The organism is Brucella pituitosa, assembly GCF_003049685.1.
Classification (GTDB): domain Bacteria; phylum Pseudomonadota; class Alphaproteobacteria; order Rhizobiales; family Rhizobiaceae; genus Brucella; species Brucella pituitosa.
In genome coordinates, this window is sequence record NZ_PYSY02000002.1 from 270,106 (window position 1) to 285,887 (window position 15,782).

Here is a 15,782-nt window from a genome sequence, read left to right on the forward strand (position 1 = left end):
GCATGATGCAGGAGCATTTGATGAACAAGATTTCACCGCAGGACGCTCTCGTCTACATCATGGTGACGACATCCGCAGCCGATACGGCTATGACTGACGCAGAGCTTGCCTCTATCGGTAACGTGGTATCGCGCCTGCCTGTGTTTCAGGGGTTTGATCCTAAGCGCCTGCCGAAACTGGCAAGTGATTGCTATGCGCTGCTGGCCGATGAAGACGGATTGGAAAAAATTCTAGATCTTGCGCATGAGGTGCTGCCCGAGCGGCTTTACGAGACAGCCTATGCATTGGCTGTTGAAGTCGCTGCCGCCGATTTGCATGTGGAGCAGGAAGAGCTGGAGTTCCTTCAGATGCTGCGTGATCGCTGGGATCTCGACGAATTGACGGTTGCGGCAATCGAGCGCTCGGCACGTGTGCGTTTCCGCAAGCTCTAAAGCGGGCGGGGTTAATCCCGCCCGCTGCTTAAGGTGGACTGGATTAACCGACGGCTGGAACGCGTCGGGCTTTACGCCATTCGATTGCTGTCCTCATCAGGTGGGCAGCATCTGCGAATGTTGCATTTTCTTTCCAACGCTCCGCGTGGATGAGATTGGACGGAACGATGTCTTTCAATGCTTCAAGCGTATGGCGAGGCACTGTGTCGGTACAGCTCCACAAGCGCCGAAAAACGACACTTATACGCGTGATCTTACCATTGATTGCTACGACTGGTTCTGCTGATTCCAGATTCCAGTGCTCATAAGCATCCACTGCGTCCTGAAATGCGTGATGCAAATAGATCGGTGCGTGACCGTCATGAAGTGGGGGCAGCAAACTGGGCATTTCTGTTTCCTCTCTTCCAATGGTGGTTCAGCTTCAGGCATTTACGGAAACTTCAATACAGGACTCCGCAAACGCGGTTCAAAAGAGCTCATACCGGCTCTTCATGCATATGCCGTATCGATCTCATCCTCACGAAATACGACAACACATAATTAACCATGATCTATGCAAGGGCGGGTGTTTGGCAAGGAGGAAATTTCTTTAAACGGGCCAGAATGGGAAAATCAGTTCAGCTTAAAGTTAGCCAATAGTCTGCCTCATGCCCACATTTTTAGGGCTTTTTTACCGCTTCTTAAATTGAGGTCACTTCGGAAAAGAGAAACAGTTTTCGATATTTATTGCCACGGTGACACAATTTGCCCTGTAATTGTTTGGACGTGGGTGTAGACAAGAAAAAGGGGAACTGAATTTCAGAGGCAGTGACATGGCTCGGTTTATTGCATCGCGCAGAGCATTTCTGGTTGGTTCGACTTCGCTGGTGGCTCTGCCTCTTTTATCGCGATGGGCGGCAGCGGAAGACAAGGCACAAAAGGGTGGACGACTGGTTGTTGCGGCGGATTCCGAACCGCGCAATCTCAACCCGGCTATTGTCGCCTCCAACGGTGTCTTCTTTGTTGCAAGCAAGGTGATAGAACCGCTCGCAGAAGCTTCTTTTGATGGTGAAAACGGTCTGGAACCACGTCTTGCAATCAGCTGGGAAGGCTCTGATGACGGCCTGACTGCTACATTCCGTCTGCGTGAAGGTGTAAAGTGGCATGACGATACGCCGTTCACCTCTGCGGACGTGGCATTTTCTGCGATGGAAGTCTGGAAGCCGTTGCAAAATCTCGGACGTGTTGTGTTCAAGACGCTTGAAAAAGTTGAAACGCCTGACGAACATACGGCGGTTTTCCATTTCAGCGAGCCAACCCCGTTCCAGCTTATCCGTAATGCACTGCCCGCGCTCACTGCTGTCCTGCCAAAGCATGTATTTGATGGCACTGACATTGCTGCAAACCCGGCCAATGAAAAGCTCATAGGCACGGGGCCTTTCAAATATGCCGAACACAAGACCGGTGAATATTATCGGCTTGCGAAGAATGATAACTATTGGGGTGAGAGTGAACCCTATCTCGATGAGATCATCTATCGTGTATTGCCGGACCGTGCTGCGGCTGCAGGCGCGCTGGAAGCCGAAGAGATTGATCTGGCTGCGTTTTCCGCCGTACCTCTGGCCGATCTCGACCGTATCTCGAAAGTACCGGGACTGACGGTTATTTCCAAAGGTTATGAGGCGTTGACTTATCAGCTGGTCGTAGAGATCAATCATCGGCGCAAGGAACTGGCAGATATCAAAGTTCGTCAGGCGATCGCGCACGCCATTGACCGCGATTTCGTGGTGAAGACGATCTTCCTCGGTTATGCCAGGCCTTCGACCGGACCTGTTCCGCAATATGATAGCCAATTTTATACTGGCGATGTGCCCGCCTATGCCTTCGACGTAGAGAAGGCCAACGCCCTTCTGGATGAAGCTGGTTACAAGCGTGGCAGTGACGGCACGCGCTTTGTGCTGAAATTGCTGCCAGCACCTTATTTCAATGAAACCAGGCAGTTCGGCGATTATCTGCGCCAGGCGCTGGCGGAAATCGGCATCGATGCGCGTATCGTCAATAATGATTCAGCAGCGCACCAAAAGGCAGTCTATACGGACCACGATTTCGATCTGGCAATCGCACCAACTGTTTATCGCGGTGACCCTGCTATTTCGACAACTATTCTGGTTGAAAGTGGAATTCCGGTGGGCGTACCGTTTTCCAATCAGGGCGGCTATGCCAATGCGGAACTGGATGCGGTGATTGCAAAAGCCGCGCATGAGATCGATGAGAAGAAGCGAACTGCGCTTTATCATCAGTTCCAGAAATTGGTGGAGGCCGATCTGCCGCTTATCAATGTGGCCGAGTGGGGCTTTATAACAGTCGCCAACGAGCGTGTGAAAAATGTCTCCAGCAATCCGCGCTGGGCGGTATCTAACTGGGCGGATGTCTGGATTGCACAGTGACGAAACATTGCTTTGATTGTACGCTCAAAGCGTGGCGCAGATTCTAACTCTCTTCAGGAAACGACTGATCGGCAGCATGATTGTGCTGCTGATTGTTATTGTTGGCTGTTTTCTGATGCTGGAAACGGCGCCCGGCGACGCCGTTGATGCCTATGCCGTAAGTTTTGGCGGAGATGCGGCAGCCATTGCCGAAATGCGCGCACGTTGGGGGCTGGATCAATCAATCTGGCACAGACTTGGTGCATATCTTACCACCCTTGCTCAAGGTAATCTTGGCTGGTCAGTCAGTTTCAATCGTCCCATTCTCGATGTCATTCTTGAACGCCTGCCCAACACGCTTTTACTGATGGGTGCTGCGACCGCGCTGTCTTTTGCCTTGGGGTCAGCTTTGGGTATGGTGGCGGGTGCAAAGCCCGACAGCTTTAGCGACCGCTTTCTGTCTGTCACCTCGCTTGTACTTTATGCCATTCCAGGCTTCTGGCTGTCGCTTGTGTTGGTGATCCTTTTTTCGATCCGCTTGCGCTGGCTGCCTTCAAGCGGGATCGAAACCATTGCCTCTGGTAAAGAGGGGTTGGCACGCGCAATGGACATAGCACGCCATTTAGTGCTGCCGGTTGTATCGCTCGCGCTCGTTTATCTGGCGCTTTATCTCCGTGTTATGCGTGCTTCAATGGCTGATATCTGGCGGATGGATTTTGTCCGTGCATTGAAGGCGCGCGGTATCTCGCGCCCGCGGATCGTGTTGCGCCATGTGGCACGCAACGCGCTTCTGCCGCTTGTGACCATGCTCGGCCTGCAAGCGGCTTCCATGCTGGGCGGCAGCGTGGTGATTGAAAGCGTCTTTGCTGTTCCCGGTCTTGGACGGCTGGCACAGGAAGCTGTTGCAAGCCGTGACACACCTCTGCTGCTGGGCGTTATTCTCACCAGCGCAATTATGGTTATCGTTGTCAATTTCCTCGTCGATCTTCTCTATCTTTGGCTCGATCCGCGCATAGCCACCGGAAAGGTGAGGCCATGAGCGGGTTGAAACGCTATTTCGGATTGGGGGAGGGCATAGCAGGGGCAATTATTCTGCTCGTGCTGATCGCAGCAGCACTCTTTGCACCGCTGCTCTTTCCCGGCGACCCTTTGCGCATTGTTGCAACGCCTTTGCTCGCGCCTTTCGACAATGCATCTTTTCCGCTTGGAACAGATCGGCTGGGCCGTGATGTGCTGGCCGAGCTTTTTCATGCAAGTCGCACATCGCTGATCGTGGGGCTGACTGCTGCTGGAGCGTCAGTCCTGATAGGCAGCATTGTTGGCACGCTCGCAGGCTTTGCAGGTGGACTTATCGATGAAGTGCTGATGAGGATAACGGAAGCATTTCAGACCGTGCCGGGTTTTCTTCTGGCGCTCGCCTTGGTCAGTATTGCCGGACCTTCGCTGCCGGTCTTGGTTACGGCAATCGCACTATCAAGCTGGACTCAGGCCGCGCGTCTCACGCGAGGGCAGGTGCTTTCTATCCGTGAACGCGACTATGTCGCGTCTGCTCGCGTTATAGGTATGCACCCGCTGGAGATAGCTTTTCGTCAGATATTGCCCAATGCCTTGCCGCCGGTTCTGGCGCTTGTGCCGGTTATTGTTGCATCCGCAATTTTGATTGAAGCGGCGCTGTCTTTTCTGGGGCTTGGTGATCCCAATCGCGTCACATGGGGAGGGATGATTGCTGAAGGACGTACGGTTCTGCGTTCAGCGCCATGGCTATCTATTTTGCCGGGTCTGGCGCTAGCGTTGACTGTCGTCGGTGTCTATCTCGCAGGCGAAGGCATTACACAGGCTTCATCGCGGCGTGAGGTGCAGGCATGAGCGTGCTCGCACATATTGAAAATCTCAGCGTGTGCTATGGCAGCGATACTGCGCTGAACAATCTCGATCTTGATATAAATGCCGGTGAAATGCTTGCCATTATCGGTGAAAGTGGTTCTGGAAAAAGCACGCTGGCGTTGACGCTTGCCGGTTTATTGCCCGCCAATGCGCAGATTTCAGGCGCGATCCAATGGCCGAATGGAGAACCAAAGCCCGGTCGCGATATCGGGTTTGTGTTTCAGGACCCGGCTTCGAGCTTTGATCCGCTCATGTGTGTTGGCGCGCAGCTGGTCGAGACAATCCGTGCTCATGAAAAGGTTGATGGCAAAGCGGCAAAAAGCAAAGCGATCAGGCTGCTGGAGCGAGTTCATATTCCTGAACCGGACGACAGTTTCTTACGCTATCCGCACCAGTTTTCTGGCGGGCAGAAACAGCGCATCGCCATAGCGCTTGCGATCACCGCAAATCCGCATGTGTTGATTGCCGATGAGCCGACAAGTGCGCTCGATACAATCGTGCAAAAGGAAATCGTGGTACTGCTGCGCGCTTTGGTTCAGGCTGATGGCATGACGCTGATCTTCATCACACATGATATTGCGCTGGCCTCCAATCTGGCGGATCGCATCGCCGTTTTCCGCCATGGTGAATTGGTGGAAAGCGGTCCAGCGCGCGCGATCATTGCAAACCCGCAGAGCGATTATACGAAAGCGCTGATTGCAGCGGTTCCCGTGCTGGAGCCTCAACATGGATAGAACTTTGTTGCAGGCGACTGATCTGACCGTGCGTTATGGCGACAAGCTGGCGCTTGATCATGTAAATCTTGAGATTGCAGCAGGTGAAACGCTGGCGCTGGTCGGACCTTCCGGCAGCGGTAAATCCACATTAGCGCGGGCGCTTTTAAGGCTGCATTCGCTTGAATCCGGTTCAATCCAGTTTGAGAGTGAGGATTGGCTTGCACTCAAAGGCACTGAATTGAGAAAGCGTCGCGCGCGGATGCAGTTGGTGTTTCAAGACCCGCTTTCGGCATTTAATCCACGCGCAACGGTGCATGATCTGCTCAGCGAACCGATGCGCATCCATGGGCTCAGCAGGGATATTTCAGAGCTTTTGCAAAAGGTCGGGCTTGATCCAAAGTTGAGCAAACGCGGTGTGCATGAGATTTCCGGTGGTCAGCGTCAGCGTGTGGCAATTGCACGTGCCTTTGCAACAACTCCGTCGCTCGTCGTTCTGGATGAAGCGGTGTCGGCACTCGATGTGACGGTGCGTGGGGCAATTCTGAAATTGTTGCAGGAGATACAGGATGCCGAGGGCACAGCCTATCTGTTCATCACGCATGATCTTGCGGTTGCAGCGCAGATAGCCGATCGCATTGCCGTGATGGAACGCGGGCGGGTTGTTGAAAGCCGCCCAGCGCGGGAATTGATCGCGGCACCACAAGCGCCTGTAACGAAGGCGCTTATAGATGCCGTACCGAGGGTTTTGATTTAGGCCTTGCCAAGCTCAACAGAACGCTTGCGCGCCGCATCGACGGCTTCTGCAACGAGGTTCTTCAGACGATCTTCACCCATAAGCACATTCAGCGCTGCAGCTGTTGTACCGTTCGGGCTTGTAACCTGTTCGCGTAGCTTAGTTGGGGTATCGCTGCTTGCAGCAGCAAGAGCGCCAGCGCCCATAACGGTCTGCATCGCAAGAAGTGCTGCGGTTTCGCGCGGAAGACCGGCAGTGACGCCTGCATCAGTCAAAGCCTCGATGAAGTGGAACACATAGGCCGGGCCGGAACCGGAAACGGCCGTTACAGCATCCATCTGTTCTTCGTCGGTAATGCTTGCGACCTTGCCGGACGTTTTGAGCAAGGTTTTGACAAAAGCCGCATCGTCTTCGCTTACATTGGCATTCTTGTAGGTGACAAGCATACCCTTGCCGATTGCGGCCGGCGTATTGGGCATGCAGCGCATGATCTTTGCATCGCTGCCTAGATGCTGCTCGAAGAATGAAACCGGAATGCCAGCAGCCACGCTGACAAAGGTCGCATTCGGTGCAAAGCGCTTATAAGCGGGCAACACATCGCCCATGACCTGTGGTTTGACTGCAATAAGGATCATGCGCGGGTTCAGATCGTCGGACAGGGAATCGGCGCTTGAGCATGCATTCACGCCCACACCCGCAGCCCGGCTCTGAAGCGCTTCTGATGGCTCAACAACATGCACATTCTCGGATTGCAAAATGCCGCTGTCGAGCCAGCCTTTCAGCATGGCAAAACCCATATTGCCGCAACCAACGAGAATAACTGTATCTTGCATGAGAATGTTCCGCCTTCATGAATCGAGTGTTTAAGCACTGTCGTTTGTTGGGTCCGATATAGCCCTCCATAAACACAAACCGCAAGGCGCGAAGGCAAAAACTCTGGAGAAGAGACGCGCTTTAATGTTTCAAACTTGCAATCAATTCTTTGTTGAACAGATGCTCTTTTATGGATAGGTCTCTTTCTGGAAAATAATTACGACCTAATAAAATCTGTTGTAAATCATTGCTTTAAAAGGTGAGCCAATGCTTGGAAAAGCTTTCCATATCGTGCGTGTAGCCGCAATCGCGGCTGGTGTTATGGCAGCAGGTGCGGCAGCAGCCGAAACGCCAAATGGTCCTGATTGGGGTGTCAAGGCAATCAGCAAGCTTTCGGATGCTGATCTTGTTATTACGTCACCTGCGGGTAAAGCCTTCATGAACAAGCTTGCACCTGATCATGACAAGGCCTGTGGTAAGCCAGACGAAAACCGTCCGGATTTCGACGAATATTGCTCATGGGCTTTCAATAATGAAGAGGCTGATTTCGATATTCTTCTCGGCATTAAAGACAACAAGATCGTCAGTGTCGTAGCATCCACCGTGCCTGAAAATAACGATGTCTGGGTATGCGAAAAAACACAGAAGGATATTCCGGAAAGCGATTTGCAGACGTGTAATGTTCGGTCTGCGGACGAGAAAAGCCGCACGCATTGGTCGGAAAGCTGGGAAAGCTTCCTGAACTCCATCAACTAAGCATTTTGCATTGTTAGTGGTTATATTGAGCAGTGCCGACGAAAGTTGGCACTGCTTTCTTTTTTATAATTTTACTGTGATTTATTGATTGCTTACTTTTTCTGTTCCAATATGTCGAGCGCATAGCATTGAGGGGAACAATGGATCCGGCATTAACGACTGGCGTGCCATCAGCGGAAGCTTTCACGCATGTTCGCATTATCATCGGCATTATTCTTGGCCTTTGCGTATCACGTTTGCTGACAGGCTTTGCCCGTTTCATTCAGCACCCGGACAAGCAGAAAATTTACCCTGTGCACATGGCGTGGGTTGCGTTTATTTTGTTGTCTGTAATTCACTTTTGGTGGTTCGAGTTTAATCTGCGGGTTATACCTCTTTGGACATTTGAAATCTATTTTTTCGTTATTTTTTACGCAGGGCTTTACTTCCTGCTGTGCACTCTTCTCTTCCCCGATAGCCTTGAAGGATACACTGGCTATCGCGATTATTTCATCTCGCGACGTAAATGGTTCTTCGGAATTCTTGCGCTGGTCTATATTGCTGACGTCGTGGATACGCTGCTTAAAGGTTTTGAACATTATCAAAACTACGGCATTGAGTATCCTATTCGTGTCGGCGCGCTGATTGTGGGAAGTCTTATAGCGATGTTCACCGATAATCGGCGTTATCATGCGATCTTTGTCACCATCGCATTGCTATACGAAATAGCCTTCACACTCAGGCATTTTGCGACTTTATCCTGAAACTTGGTCACTCAGAGATTGTCATCTTAGTTGATGACGCTTATTGGCATGTTTTCAGGATCAAGGCGGTGTATCCCAAGGCACCGCTTGTTTAAAACGGAGCATTCGATATGGCCCAATTGATCGATGGCAAGAAGCTCGCCGAGGATGTGGTTTCCACGGTGAAGCGTGAGACCGAAAAGCTCGTCAATGCGACCGGGATTGTACCCGGCATTGCAGTGGTTATCGTCGGCGAAGACCCGGCAAGCCAGGTTTATGTGGCCTCGAAGGGCAAGAAGGCCAAGGAATGCGGCTTTGTTTCTGTTCAGCACGATCTGCCGGAAGATGCATCTGAGCAGGAACTTCTCGACCTGATCGATAGCCTGAACAATGATCCGGCGATCCACGGTATTCTGGTGCAGTTGCCGCTGCCAAAACACATCGATTCAGGTCGCGTTATCCAGACAATCTCGCCGGAAAAAGACGTTGACGGCTTCCATTTCATCAATGTGGGCAAGCTTGGCACCGGCGAAGTCGACACGGCTTTTGTTCCATGTACGCCAGCTGGCGCAATGATTATGATCGAGCGCGTTCATGGCCGCGATCTGTCGGGCCTCAATGCCGTTGTGATCGGTCGTTCCAACATTGTCGGCAAGCCTATGTTCAATCTGTTGCTTGCAGCAAATGCGACCGTGACCGTTGCGCACAGCCGTACCAATGACCTGCCTGCGATTGCGCGCACTGCCGATATTCTGGTTGCCGCTGTTGGTCGTCCGCAGATGGTCAAGGGCGACTGGGTCAAGCCGGGTGCGACGGTGATCGATGTGGGTATCAACCGTATTCCTGCGCCCGAAAAGGGGGAAGGTAAGACGCGTCTTGTTGGCGATGTCGATTTTGCGGATGCAGAAAAGGTGGCCGGTGCCATTACGCCAGTTCCGGGTGGCGTCGGTCCGATGACCATTGCCATGCTGATGGCGAACACTTTAACGGCTGCTTGCCGCAGTGCTGGTTTCGAAAAGCCAGTATTTTGAAACAACTTAGAGGCGCATTTTGCGCCTTTTTGTGAAGTTTCTGTCAATTTGAGAGGCAAAGCGGTGTAAAAACCGCTTTGCCTTATTTTATTGATGCCGCTTGTCAGAAAACTGAAGCGCCTTCATCGGCCCGTCCGGCAATCTGACGGAAAGCGCGGAAGAGTTCACGTCCCATTCCGTGTTCATTGCCTGAGAGATCAGGACGCTGTTCGATGCGCTCATCAAGAAGCGCATCACTGATCAGCACTTCCAGAGTTCCGTTTACGGCATCAAGACGAACAATATCGCCATTGCGGATTTTTCCAATCGCGCCACCGTCGAGAGCTTCCGGTGTCACATGGATGGCCGACGGCACCTTGCCGGATGCGCCGGAAAGACGGCCGTCGGTAACAAGTGCAACACGCTGTCCGCGATCCTGCAAAATGCCAAGCACAGTCATCAGCTTGTGCAGTTCGGGCATACCATTGGCTTTCGGCCCCTGATAGCGAACAACTGCGATAAAGTCGCCGGTGAGGTCGCCAGCCTTGAAGGCTGCCTGCAATTCGGCCTGATCGTTGAAGACTTTCGCTGGTGCTTCAATGACATGGCGGTCAGGCTTCACGGCGGAAACTTTGATGATCGCATTGCCGATATTGCCGGTCAGAACTTTGATGCCGCCTGTCGGTTGGAAAGGCGAATGGATCTTCGCCAGAACCTTGTCGTCGCCACTCTTTTCCGGAACCGGTTCTCGAATAACAGTGCCATTCGCACCGAGTTTTGGTTCAATCGCATAAGGGCGCAAACCTTCACCCCAGACGGTGCGGACATCTTCGTGCAGAATTCCGCCGTCGAGCAATTCGCGGATCAGGAAGCCCATGCCGCCGGCAGCATGAAAATGGTTCACATCGGCAAGGCCGTTCGGATAGACGCGTGCCAGAAGTGGAACGACATCCGATATTTCCGAAATATCCTGCCATGTGAGCTTAATGCCTGCGGATGCCGCCATTGCGATCAGATGGATCGTATGGTTGGTCGAGCCGCCCGTGGCGTTTAACCCGATGATACCATTGACGAAAGACCGCTCGTCGAGCATCTCGCCAACAGGCGTGTATTCATTGCCGCAAGCCGTAATCGCCAGCGCACGCTTGGCAGCTTCGCGGGTGAGGGCATCGCGCAATGGCGTGCCGGGATTGACGAAGGATGAGCCGGGCAAATGCAGGCCCATGATTTCCATCAGCATCTGATTGGAATTGGCAGTGCCATAGAAGGTGCAGGTGCCGGGGCCATGATAGGATTTCGATTCAGAGATCAGCAATTCTGCGCGCCCGACTTTGCCTTCGGCATAAAGCTGACGGGTCTTTGCCTTTTCGTCATTTGGCAGGCCGCTCGTCATTGGACCGGCAGGAATGAAGACCGCTGGCAGATGCCCGAAGGTCAGTGCGCCGATGATCAGCCCAGGTACGATCTTGTCACAGACGCCGAGATAGACTGCAGCATCGAACATATCATGCGAGAGGCCGACGGCTGCTGCCATGGCAATCACTTCGCGCGAAAACAGCGAAAGCTCCATTCCGGCAAAGCCTTGTGTAACGCCATCGCACATTGCAGGCACACCGCCTGCAACCTGTGCTACACCGCCTGCTTCGCGCGCGGCTTTGCGGATCAGTTCAGGATAGGTTTCAAACGGCTGATGCGCCGAAAGCATGTCATTGTAAGCGGTAATGATGCCGAGGTTAGGCACGACGTCGGCGGTGAGAGCCGCCTTGTCATTCGGGCCACATGCTGCAAAACCGTGAGCGAGGTTGGCGCATCCAAGGATCGAGCGATGCGGCTTACGGGAAGCCGCCTCGCGCACGCGCCCAATATAGGCTTCGCGGGTTGGTTTTGAGCGTTCAACGATACGCTCAGTGATGGCCTTGATGCGGGTATGCGCAGTCTGCGTCGTCATGGGTATCACCTGCTAGAATAGTGCCAGGCTTGCCTGTGGCTAATTATAAAACCCACAACCCCAAACGCAAACTGCGTTTTAACCGGGGCTGTTAGCTCGTCCAGTAGAGTTGTATCGGTTTGCGGGCATGGCGGAACACGGCGCGCACCGGCATTTCGTTTTCGTCATCGCTGGCCAATGCCTTTTCGAGTGTTGCCTGCTTGGCAGCACCTTCAATATGCAGAACCAGCATGTCTGCTTCCGCCAGCAGTGGCAGCGTAAGCGTCAGACGCTTTTCGCCCGCACCTTCTGCATGGATCGGCAGAACGACGGCCTTGGTCTTTGGATCGATGGCCTGATCGAGCCTGTCAGCATTCGGGAAGAACGAGGCCGTATGGCCATCATTACCCATGCCGAGCACAACGACATCGAAAGGACGGCGCAATGCGTCAATGCGGCTGGCAGCGGCAAGAGCTGCGGTTTCTGCGGTTGCGGCCGGATTATAGAGACCGACGAACTTCGCCACACCTGCATGATCGCGCAATAGGTGGTCGCGTACCAGCTTTTCGTTGGAACGTTCGCTCGTTGGAGCCACAAAACGCTCATCGACGAGCGTGATCGTGACGAGAGTCCAGTCGATCATCTTGCGAGATAGGATGTCAAACAGCTTGAGCGGCGTTGTGCCGCCGGAAACAGCGAGCGTCGCTTGCCCCCGCTCAGCAATAGCGGCAGCCAGCTTGTCCGCAATCGCTTCAGAAAGCGACTGTGCCAGTTCCGTTCCGCTGGTGAAATCGTGCCGTTCGATGCTCATGCCATACCTTTCAAGTCAGGACAGAGCGAGCACCCCCCCTACCAGGTATTCGCACTCGCTCATTCTTTTTGGCACAAAGACTGATCCGGAAATGTCTGTCAACGTCTTCGGGTCTTGTGCATAGAGCGCCGTGCGTCCTTTCGGACGCACAAAGGACGCTCTAACTCTTTGAACCTACGCATCGTGCTTCACAAAAAATCGAATCCGATTTTTGCGCCGATGCGCTAGTATGGCGATCCCGAAATTCGTCACACCATAAAGCAACCGTTTGAACGAATTTCGGGTTCCAAGCCATACTAGTAGAATATTGAATCTAGTGCGGTTTACGGGTTTGAAGTTCCTAAACGTGGATGCAACACAAATGATAGGAACTTCAAATCCACCACACTAGAGGCTTTCGTGCCAAGTCCTTCCATCACGCTCGATAAGAGCGATGGAAGACGATGGACCCCACGTGCCTGACGTGTAGCCCTGAACCTGTTGGCTGTTCAATTCCCAACCATTAAGGATTGGATCAACCCAGCGCCATGCAGCTTCCACTTCATCGCGACGCATGAACAGCGTCTGATTTCCCCGGACAACGTCCATGATCAGGCGTTCATAAGCATCCGGGTTACGTTCGCTGAACGATTCCGCAAAACTCATGTCCAATGGAACGTGACGCAGGCGCATCCCGCCCGGACCCGGATCCTTGATCATCAGCCACTGCTTCACACCTTCGTCAGGCTGCAAGCGGATAACCAACTGGTTGGCCACAACCTTGCCAGCATTTTCACCGAAGATCGAATGCGGGATCGGTTTGAATGTGACGACGATTTCTGACACACGGGTTGCAAGACGCTTGCCCGTGCGCAGGTAGAAAGGAACGCCTGCCCAACGCCAGTTGTCGATTTCTGCCTTCAACGCTACGAAAGTTTCCGTGTTGCTGGTGTCGCTGCCGAGGTCTTCCAGATAGCCCTTGACCGGACCGCCTGCGGATGCACCGGCGCGATACTGACCGCGAACGGTTACGTCTTCGACATTGGCCGTGGTGATTGGCTTCAGCGAACGCAGCACCTTAACCTTTTCGTCATGCACGGCATCGGCTTCGAGTGACGAAGGCGGCTCCATGGCGACGAGGCAAAGCAACTGGAGAATATGGTTCTGCACCATATCGCGCAGCGCGCCGGCGGTATTGTAATAACCGGCACGACCTTCAAGGCCGACAGCTTCAGCAACTGTGATCTGCACATGATCGATATGTGCCGAATTCCAGAGCGGCTCATAGAGGGCATTGGCAAAGCGCAGAGCCATCAGGTTCTGAACGGTTTCCTTGCCAAGATAATGGTCGATACGGAAAATCTGGTCTTCGCGGAAAACGCTGCCGATCGTGTCGTTAAGCGCGTTGGCGGATTCAAGATCGCGGCCAATCGGCTTTTCAACGATGATGCGCGTGTCGCGGGTGATAAGGCCATGCGACTTGAGACGGCTGGCAATGTCACCAAACAGTGTTGGGCTTACAGCAAGATAGAAAGCGCGGATCTTCTCCGGCTTTTTGCCAATAGCTTCCTTGAGAGCGGCCCAACCATCTTCGGATTTCGCATCAACTGCGACATAGGTAAGGCGCGCAATAAATGCTTCGACTTCCTTGGCGTCGATTTCCGAAGCCTTCACATGCTCGTTGATCGCATCCCGTGCAAACTTGCGATATTCCTCATCTGTCATAGCGCTACGCGACGCGCCGATGATGCGTGTCGGCTCACTGAGCTGACCTGCACGCTGACGCTGATACAGCGCAGGAATCAGTTTGCGTTCGGCAAGATCGCCGGAACCGCCAAAAACGATGCAATCGAAGGGCTCTACCGGTATTATCTGGCTGGTCATATATTGCTCTCTTCCACTTCTGACGCAAATCACTTCGCTAATAGCAGATTGCGATTTTCGTGCAGCCTTTGTCTATAATCTAATCGATTTAAATTCAACCATCCAATGTAACATTCTCGCGAATGTTGCCAATTACAGCTGTCATTGCATCTCGGTTAACCGCATATGCATAGATGACATGTTCAACATAGAGCCATATTCAGGCATGAACACAGCAGTGCTGAACAAAGTTTTTACTGATTTGACGGGCGGATCATATCCCACATCCGCAAAAGGAGAATGACATGAAGAGGCTGCAGGACAAGGTTGCGATTATCACAGGCGCTGGATCGGGTTTCGGTTCAGCCATAGCGCGCCGATTTGCAGCCGAGGGCGCCAAGGTTGTGCTGGCCGATGTGAACGTGAAACGTCTGGAAGACGAACTTGCCGATATCGGTACAGATGCGTTGTCCGTGCAGGCCGATGTGTCACGCAAGGACGATATGGAGCGGCTGGCACGTGCGGCATTCGACAAGTTCGGTCGCATCGATATCATGGTCAACAATGCCGGTTTCACGCATCGCAACATGCCGTTGACGGAAGTAGATGAGCATAGTTTTGATCTCATCAATGCGGTTAACATGAAGGCGATTTATTATTCGACATTGCTTGTCGCGCCGATCATGGAACATCAGGGCAGCGGCGTGATCATCAACACGGCATCGGCGATGGCCAATCGTCCGCGCAAGGGCCTCACATGGTTTGCAGCTTCCAAAGGCTGGGTTGTGAGCGCGACCAAGGCGATGGCGCTTGAGCTCGCTGACAAGAATATTCGCGTCAATTGTATCTGCCCCGCTGAGAGCGACGGCGAAGCTTTGGGGATGTTTCTCGCAGAAGACACCCTCGAGGCACGCGAGAGCCTGAAAGGCTCAATCCCGCTCGGACGGTTTTCCAAACCGGAAGATATTGCGGAAGCCGCACTCTTTTTGGCGTCGGACGCATCATCGATGGTGACCGGAACCGCACTCAGCGTCGATGGCGGTTATTCCATCTAATAACCCGCTTCGCTCAGGAAGTCGTTGAATATGGCTTCCAGTCTTTCGTGGCGTTCCGCCGCCATCTGTCTTCCGGTTTCAGTTTTGAAACCGGAGGCAAGTTTGAAAAGCTTGGTGCGGAAGTGATCCAGCGCATAGCGTCTGTCATCAAGAGGGCGGTTTTCGGCCTTTGGGTCTTGCCAATCATAAAGTGCGCTGCCCATGCGGCCTGCAATGTAAAAGCAGCGTGCGGCCCCAATGACGCCGATTGCATCGAGCCGGTCCGCATCTTGTAAAATCTTAGCTTCAACAGTACGTGGCTCAATATTGGCTGAGAAGCTATGTGCCTCGATTGCATGAGCTGTTGCTGCAATCCGTTCTTCATTCCATCCAAGCTCACGCAGGAGATTGGCGGCTTTTTCTGCGGCTAATCCTGATGCGCGATGGCGATCCGGTGAGTTCTTTTCGACGCTGACGCAATCATGGAGCAGGGCTGCTGCGCATAATACTTCGGCGTCTCCGCCCTCGGTCTGCTGAATGAGGGCCGCATTTTTCCATACGCGAGCAAGATGGGACAGATCATGTGATCCGTCCTCATGGCTGTCGATTGCGTGTGGCAAAAGCTTGGCTGCAAGAACATCATAGGGCGCAAAAATATGTGTCGTCATGGCTTGTCTCAAAGAATCGGGGAATGAGGG

At 53.1% G+C, this 15,782-nt stretch carries 16 protein-coding genes; 10 read left to right on the forward strand and 6 right to left on the reverse strand.

What is annotated here, in order from left to right:
- Positions 1-20 precede the first annotated feature (20 nt).
- Positions 21-431, forward strand: a complete 411-nt coding sequence (locus tag C9380_RS13595) for a tellurite resistance TerB family protein (protein ID WP_024896436.1) — start codon at positions 21-23, stop codon at positions 429-431.
- 43 nt (positions 432-474) lie between these two features.
- On the opposite strand, the gene C9380_RS13600 is transcribed toward C9380_RS13595, so the two are convergent.
- Complete coding sequence (locus C9380_RS13600; protein ID WP_024896435.1) at positions 475-819, reverse strand: BRA0787 family protein; 345 nt, start codon at positions 817-819, stop codon at positions 475-477.
- Positions 820-1,243: 424 nt separating this feature from the next.
- Between C9380_RS13600 and C9380_RS13605 the strand changes: the two genes are divergently transcribed.
- Genes C9380_RS13605 through C9380_RS13625 form a run of 5 tightly spaced genes read left to right on the forward strand, consistent with a single transcriptional unit; the run spans position 1,244 to position 6,190 of the window.
- Positions 1,244-2,857, forward strand: coding sequence for an ABC transporter substrate-binding protein (locus C9380_RS13605; RefSeq protein WP_128093785.1), 1,614 nt, complete (start codon positions 1,244-1,246; stop codon positions 2,855-2,857).
- A 31-nt stretch (positions 2,858-2,888) separates the two neighbouring features.
- Entirely contained in the window at positions 2,889-3,875 is a 987-nt protein-coding gene (locus C9380_RS13610; protein ID WP_374844451.1) for an ABC transporter permease, read from the forward strand.
- Positions 3,872-4,702, forward strand: coding sequence for an ABC transporter permease (locus C9380_RS13615; RefSeq protein ID WP_100556877.1), 831 nt, complete (start codon positions 3,872-3,874; stop codon positions 4,700-4,702). The genes C9380_RS13610 and C9380_RS13615 overlap by 4 nt, the downstream gene beginning before the upstream one ends.
- Positions 4,699-5,454, forward strand: a complete 756-nt coding sequence (locus C9380_RS13620; RefSeq protein ID WP_128093787.1) for an ABC transporter ATP-binding protein — start codon at positions 4,699-4,701, stop codon at positions 5,452-5,454. Before C9380_RS13615 ends, C9380_RS13620 begins: the two co-directional genes overlap by 4 nt.
- A complete protein-coding gene (locus C9380_RS13625) occupies positions 5,447-6,190 on the forward strand; it encodes an ABC transporter ATP-binding protein (RefSeq protein WP_128093788.1) in 744 nt (247 codons plus the stop codon). The genes C9380_RS13620 and C9380_RS13625 overlap by 8 nt, the downstream gene beginning before the upstream one ends.
- On the opposite strand, the gene proC is transcribed toward C9380_RS13625, so the two are convergent.
- Complete coding sequence (proC, locus tag C9380_RS13630) at positions 6,187-7,002, reverse strand: pyrroline-5-carboxylate reductase (RefSeq protein WP_024896429.1); 816 nt, start codon at positions 7,000-7,002, stop codon at positions 6,187-6,189. The two genes, C9380_RS13625 and proC, sit on opposite strands and share 4 nt — an antisense overlap.
- Before the next feature lie 247 nt (positions 7,003-7,249).
- On the opposite strand from proC, the gene C9380_RS13635 reads away from it, so the two are divergent.
- The 3 genes from C9380_RS13635 to folD all read left to right on the forward strand — a co-directional run bounded on the left by C9380_RS13635 (position 7,250) and on the right by folD (position 9,491).
- Positions 7,250-7,738, forward strand: coding sequence for a hypothetical protein (locus tag C9380_RS13635; protein WP_128093789.1), 489 nt, complete (start codon positions 7,250-7,252; stop codon positions 7,736-7,738).
- Positions 7,739-7,878: 140 nt separating this feature from the next.
- Complete coding sequence (locus tag C9380_RS13640; protein ID WP_024896427.1) at positions 7,879-8,481, forward strand: hypothetical protein; 603 nt, start codon at positions 7,879-7,881, stop codon at positions 8,479-8,481.
- Between the two features lie 110 nt (positions 8,482-8,591).
- Entirely contained in the window at positions 8,592-9,491 is a 900-nt protein-coding gene (gene folD / locus C9380_RS13645; RefSeq protein WP_111787048.1) for a bifunctional methylenetetrahydrofolate dehydrogenase/methenyltetrahydrofolate cyclohydrolase FolD, read from the forward strand.
- Between the two features lie 103 nt (positions 9,492-9,594).
- On the opposite strand, the gene edd is transcribed toward folD, so the two are convergent.
- The 3 genes from edd to zwf all read right to left on the reverse strand — a co-directional run bounded on the left by edd (position 9,595) and on the right by zwf (position 14,071).
- The gene (edd, locus tag C9380_RS13650; RefSeq protein ID WP_100556882.1) at positions 9,595-11,418 is read right to left on the reverse strand and encodes a phosphogluconate dehydratase; all 1,824 of its coding nucleotides are present in this window, start codon (positions 11,416-11,418) and stop codon (positions 9,595-9,597) included.
- Positions 11,419-11,509: 91 nt separating this feature from the next.
- Positions 11,510-12,208, reverse strand: coding sequence for a 6-phosphogluconolactonase (gene pgl, locus C9380_RS13655; protein ID WP_024896424.1), 699 nt, complete (start codon positions 12,206-12,208; stop codon positions 11,510-11,512).
- Between the two features lie 387 nt (positions 12,209-12,595).
- A complete protein-coding gene (gene zwf, locus C9380_RS13660; protein ID WP_024896423.1) occupies positions 12,596-14,071 on the reverse strand; it encodes a glucose-6-phosphate dehydrogenase in 1,476 nt (491 codons plus the stop codon).
- Positions 14,072-14,355: 284 nt separating this feature from the next.
- Here zwf and C9380_RS13665 point away from each other — a divergent pair, with 284 nt between their 5' ends.
- Entirely contained in the window at positions 14,356-15,105 is a 750-nt protein-coding gene (locus C9380_RS13665; RefSeq protein ID WP_128093790.1) for a glucose 1-dehydrogenase, read from the forward strand.
- Here C9380_RS13665 and C9380_RS13670 read toward each other — a convergent pair.
- Positions 15,102-15,752: an HD domain-containing protein gene (locus C9380_RS13670; protein WP_111787052.1), complete on the reverse strand. Its 651-nt coding sequence runs from the start codon at positions 15,750-15,752 to the stop codon at positions 15,102-15,104. The two genes, C9380_RS13665 and C9380_RS13670, sit on opposite strands and share 4 nt — an antisense overlap.
- Positions 15,753-15,782: the final 30 nt, after the last annotated feature.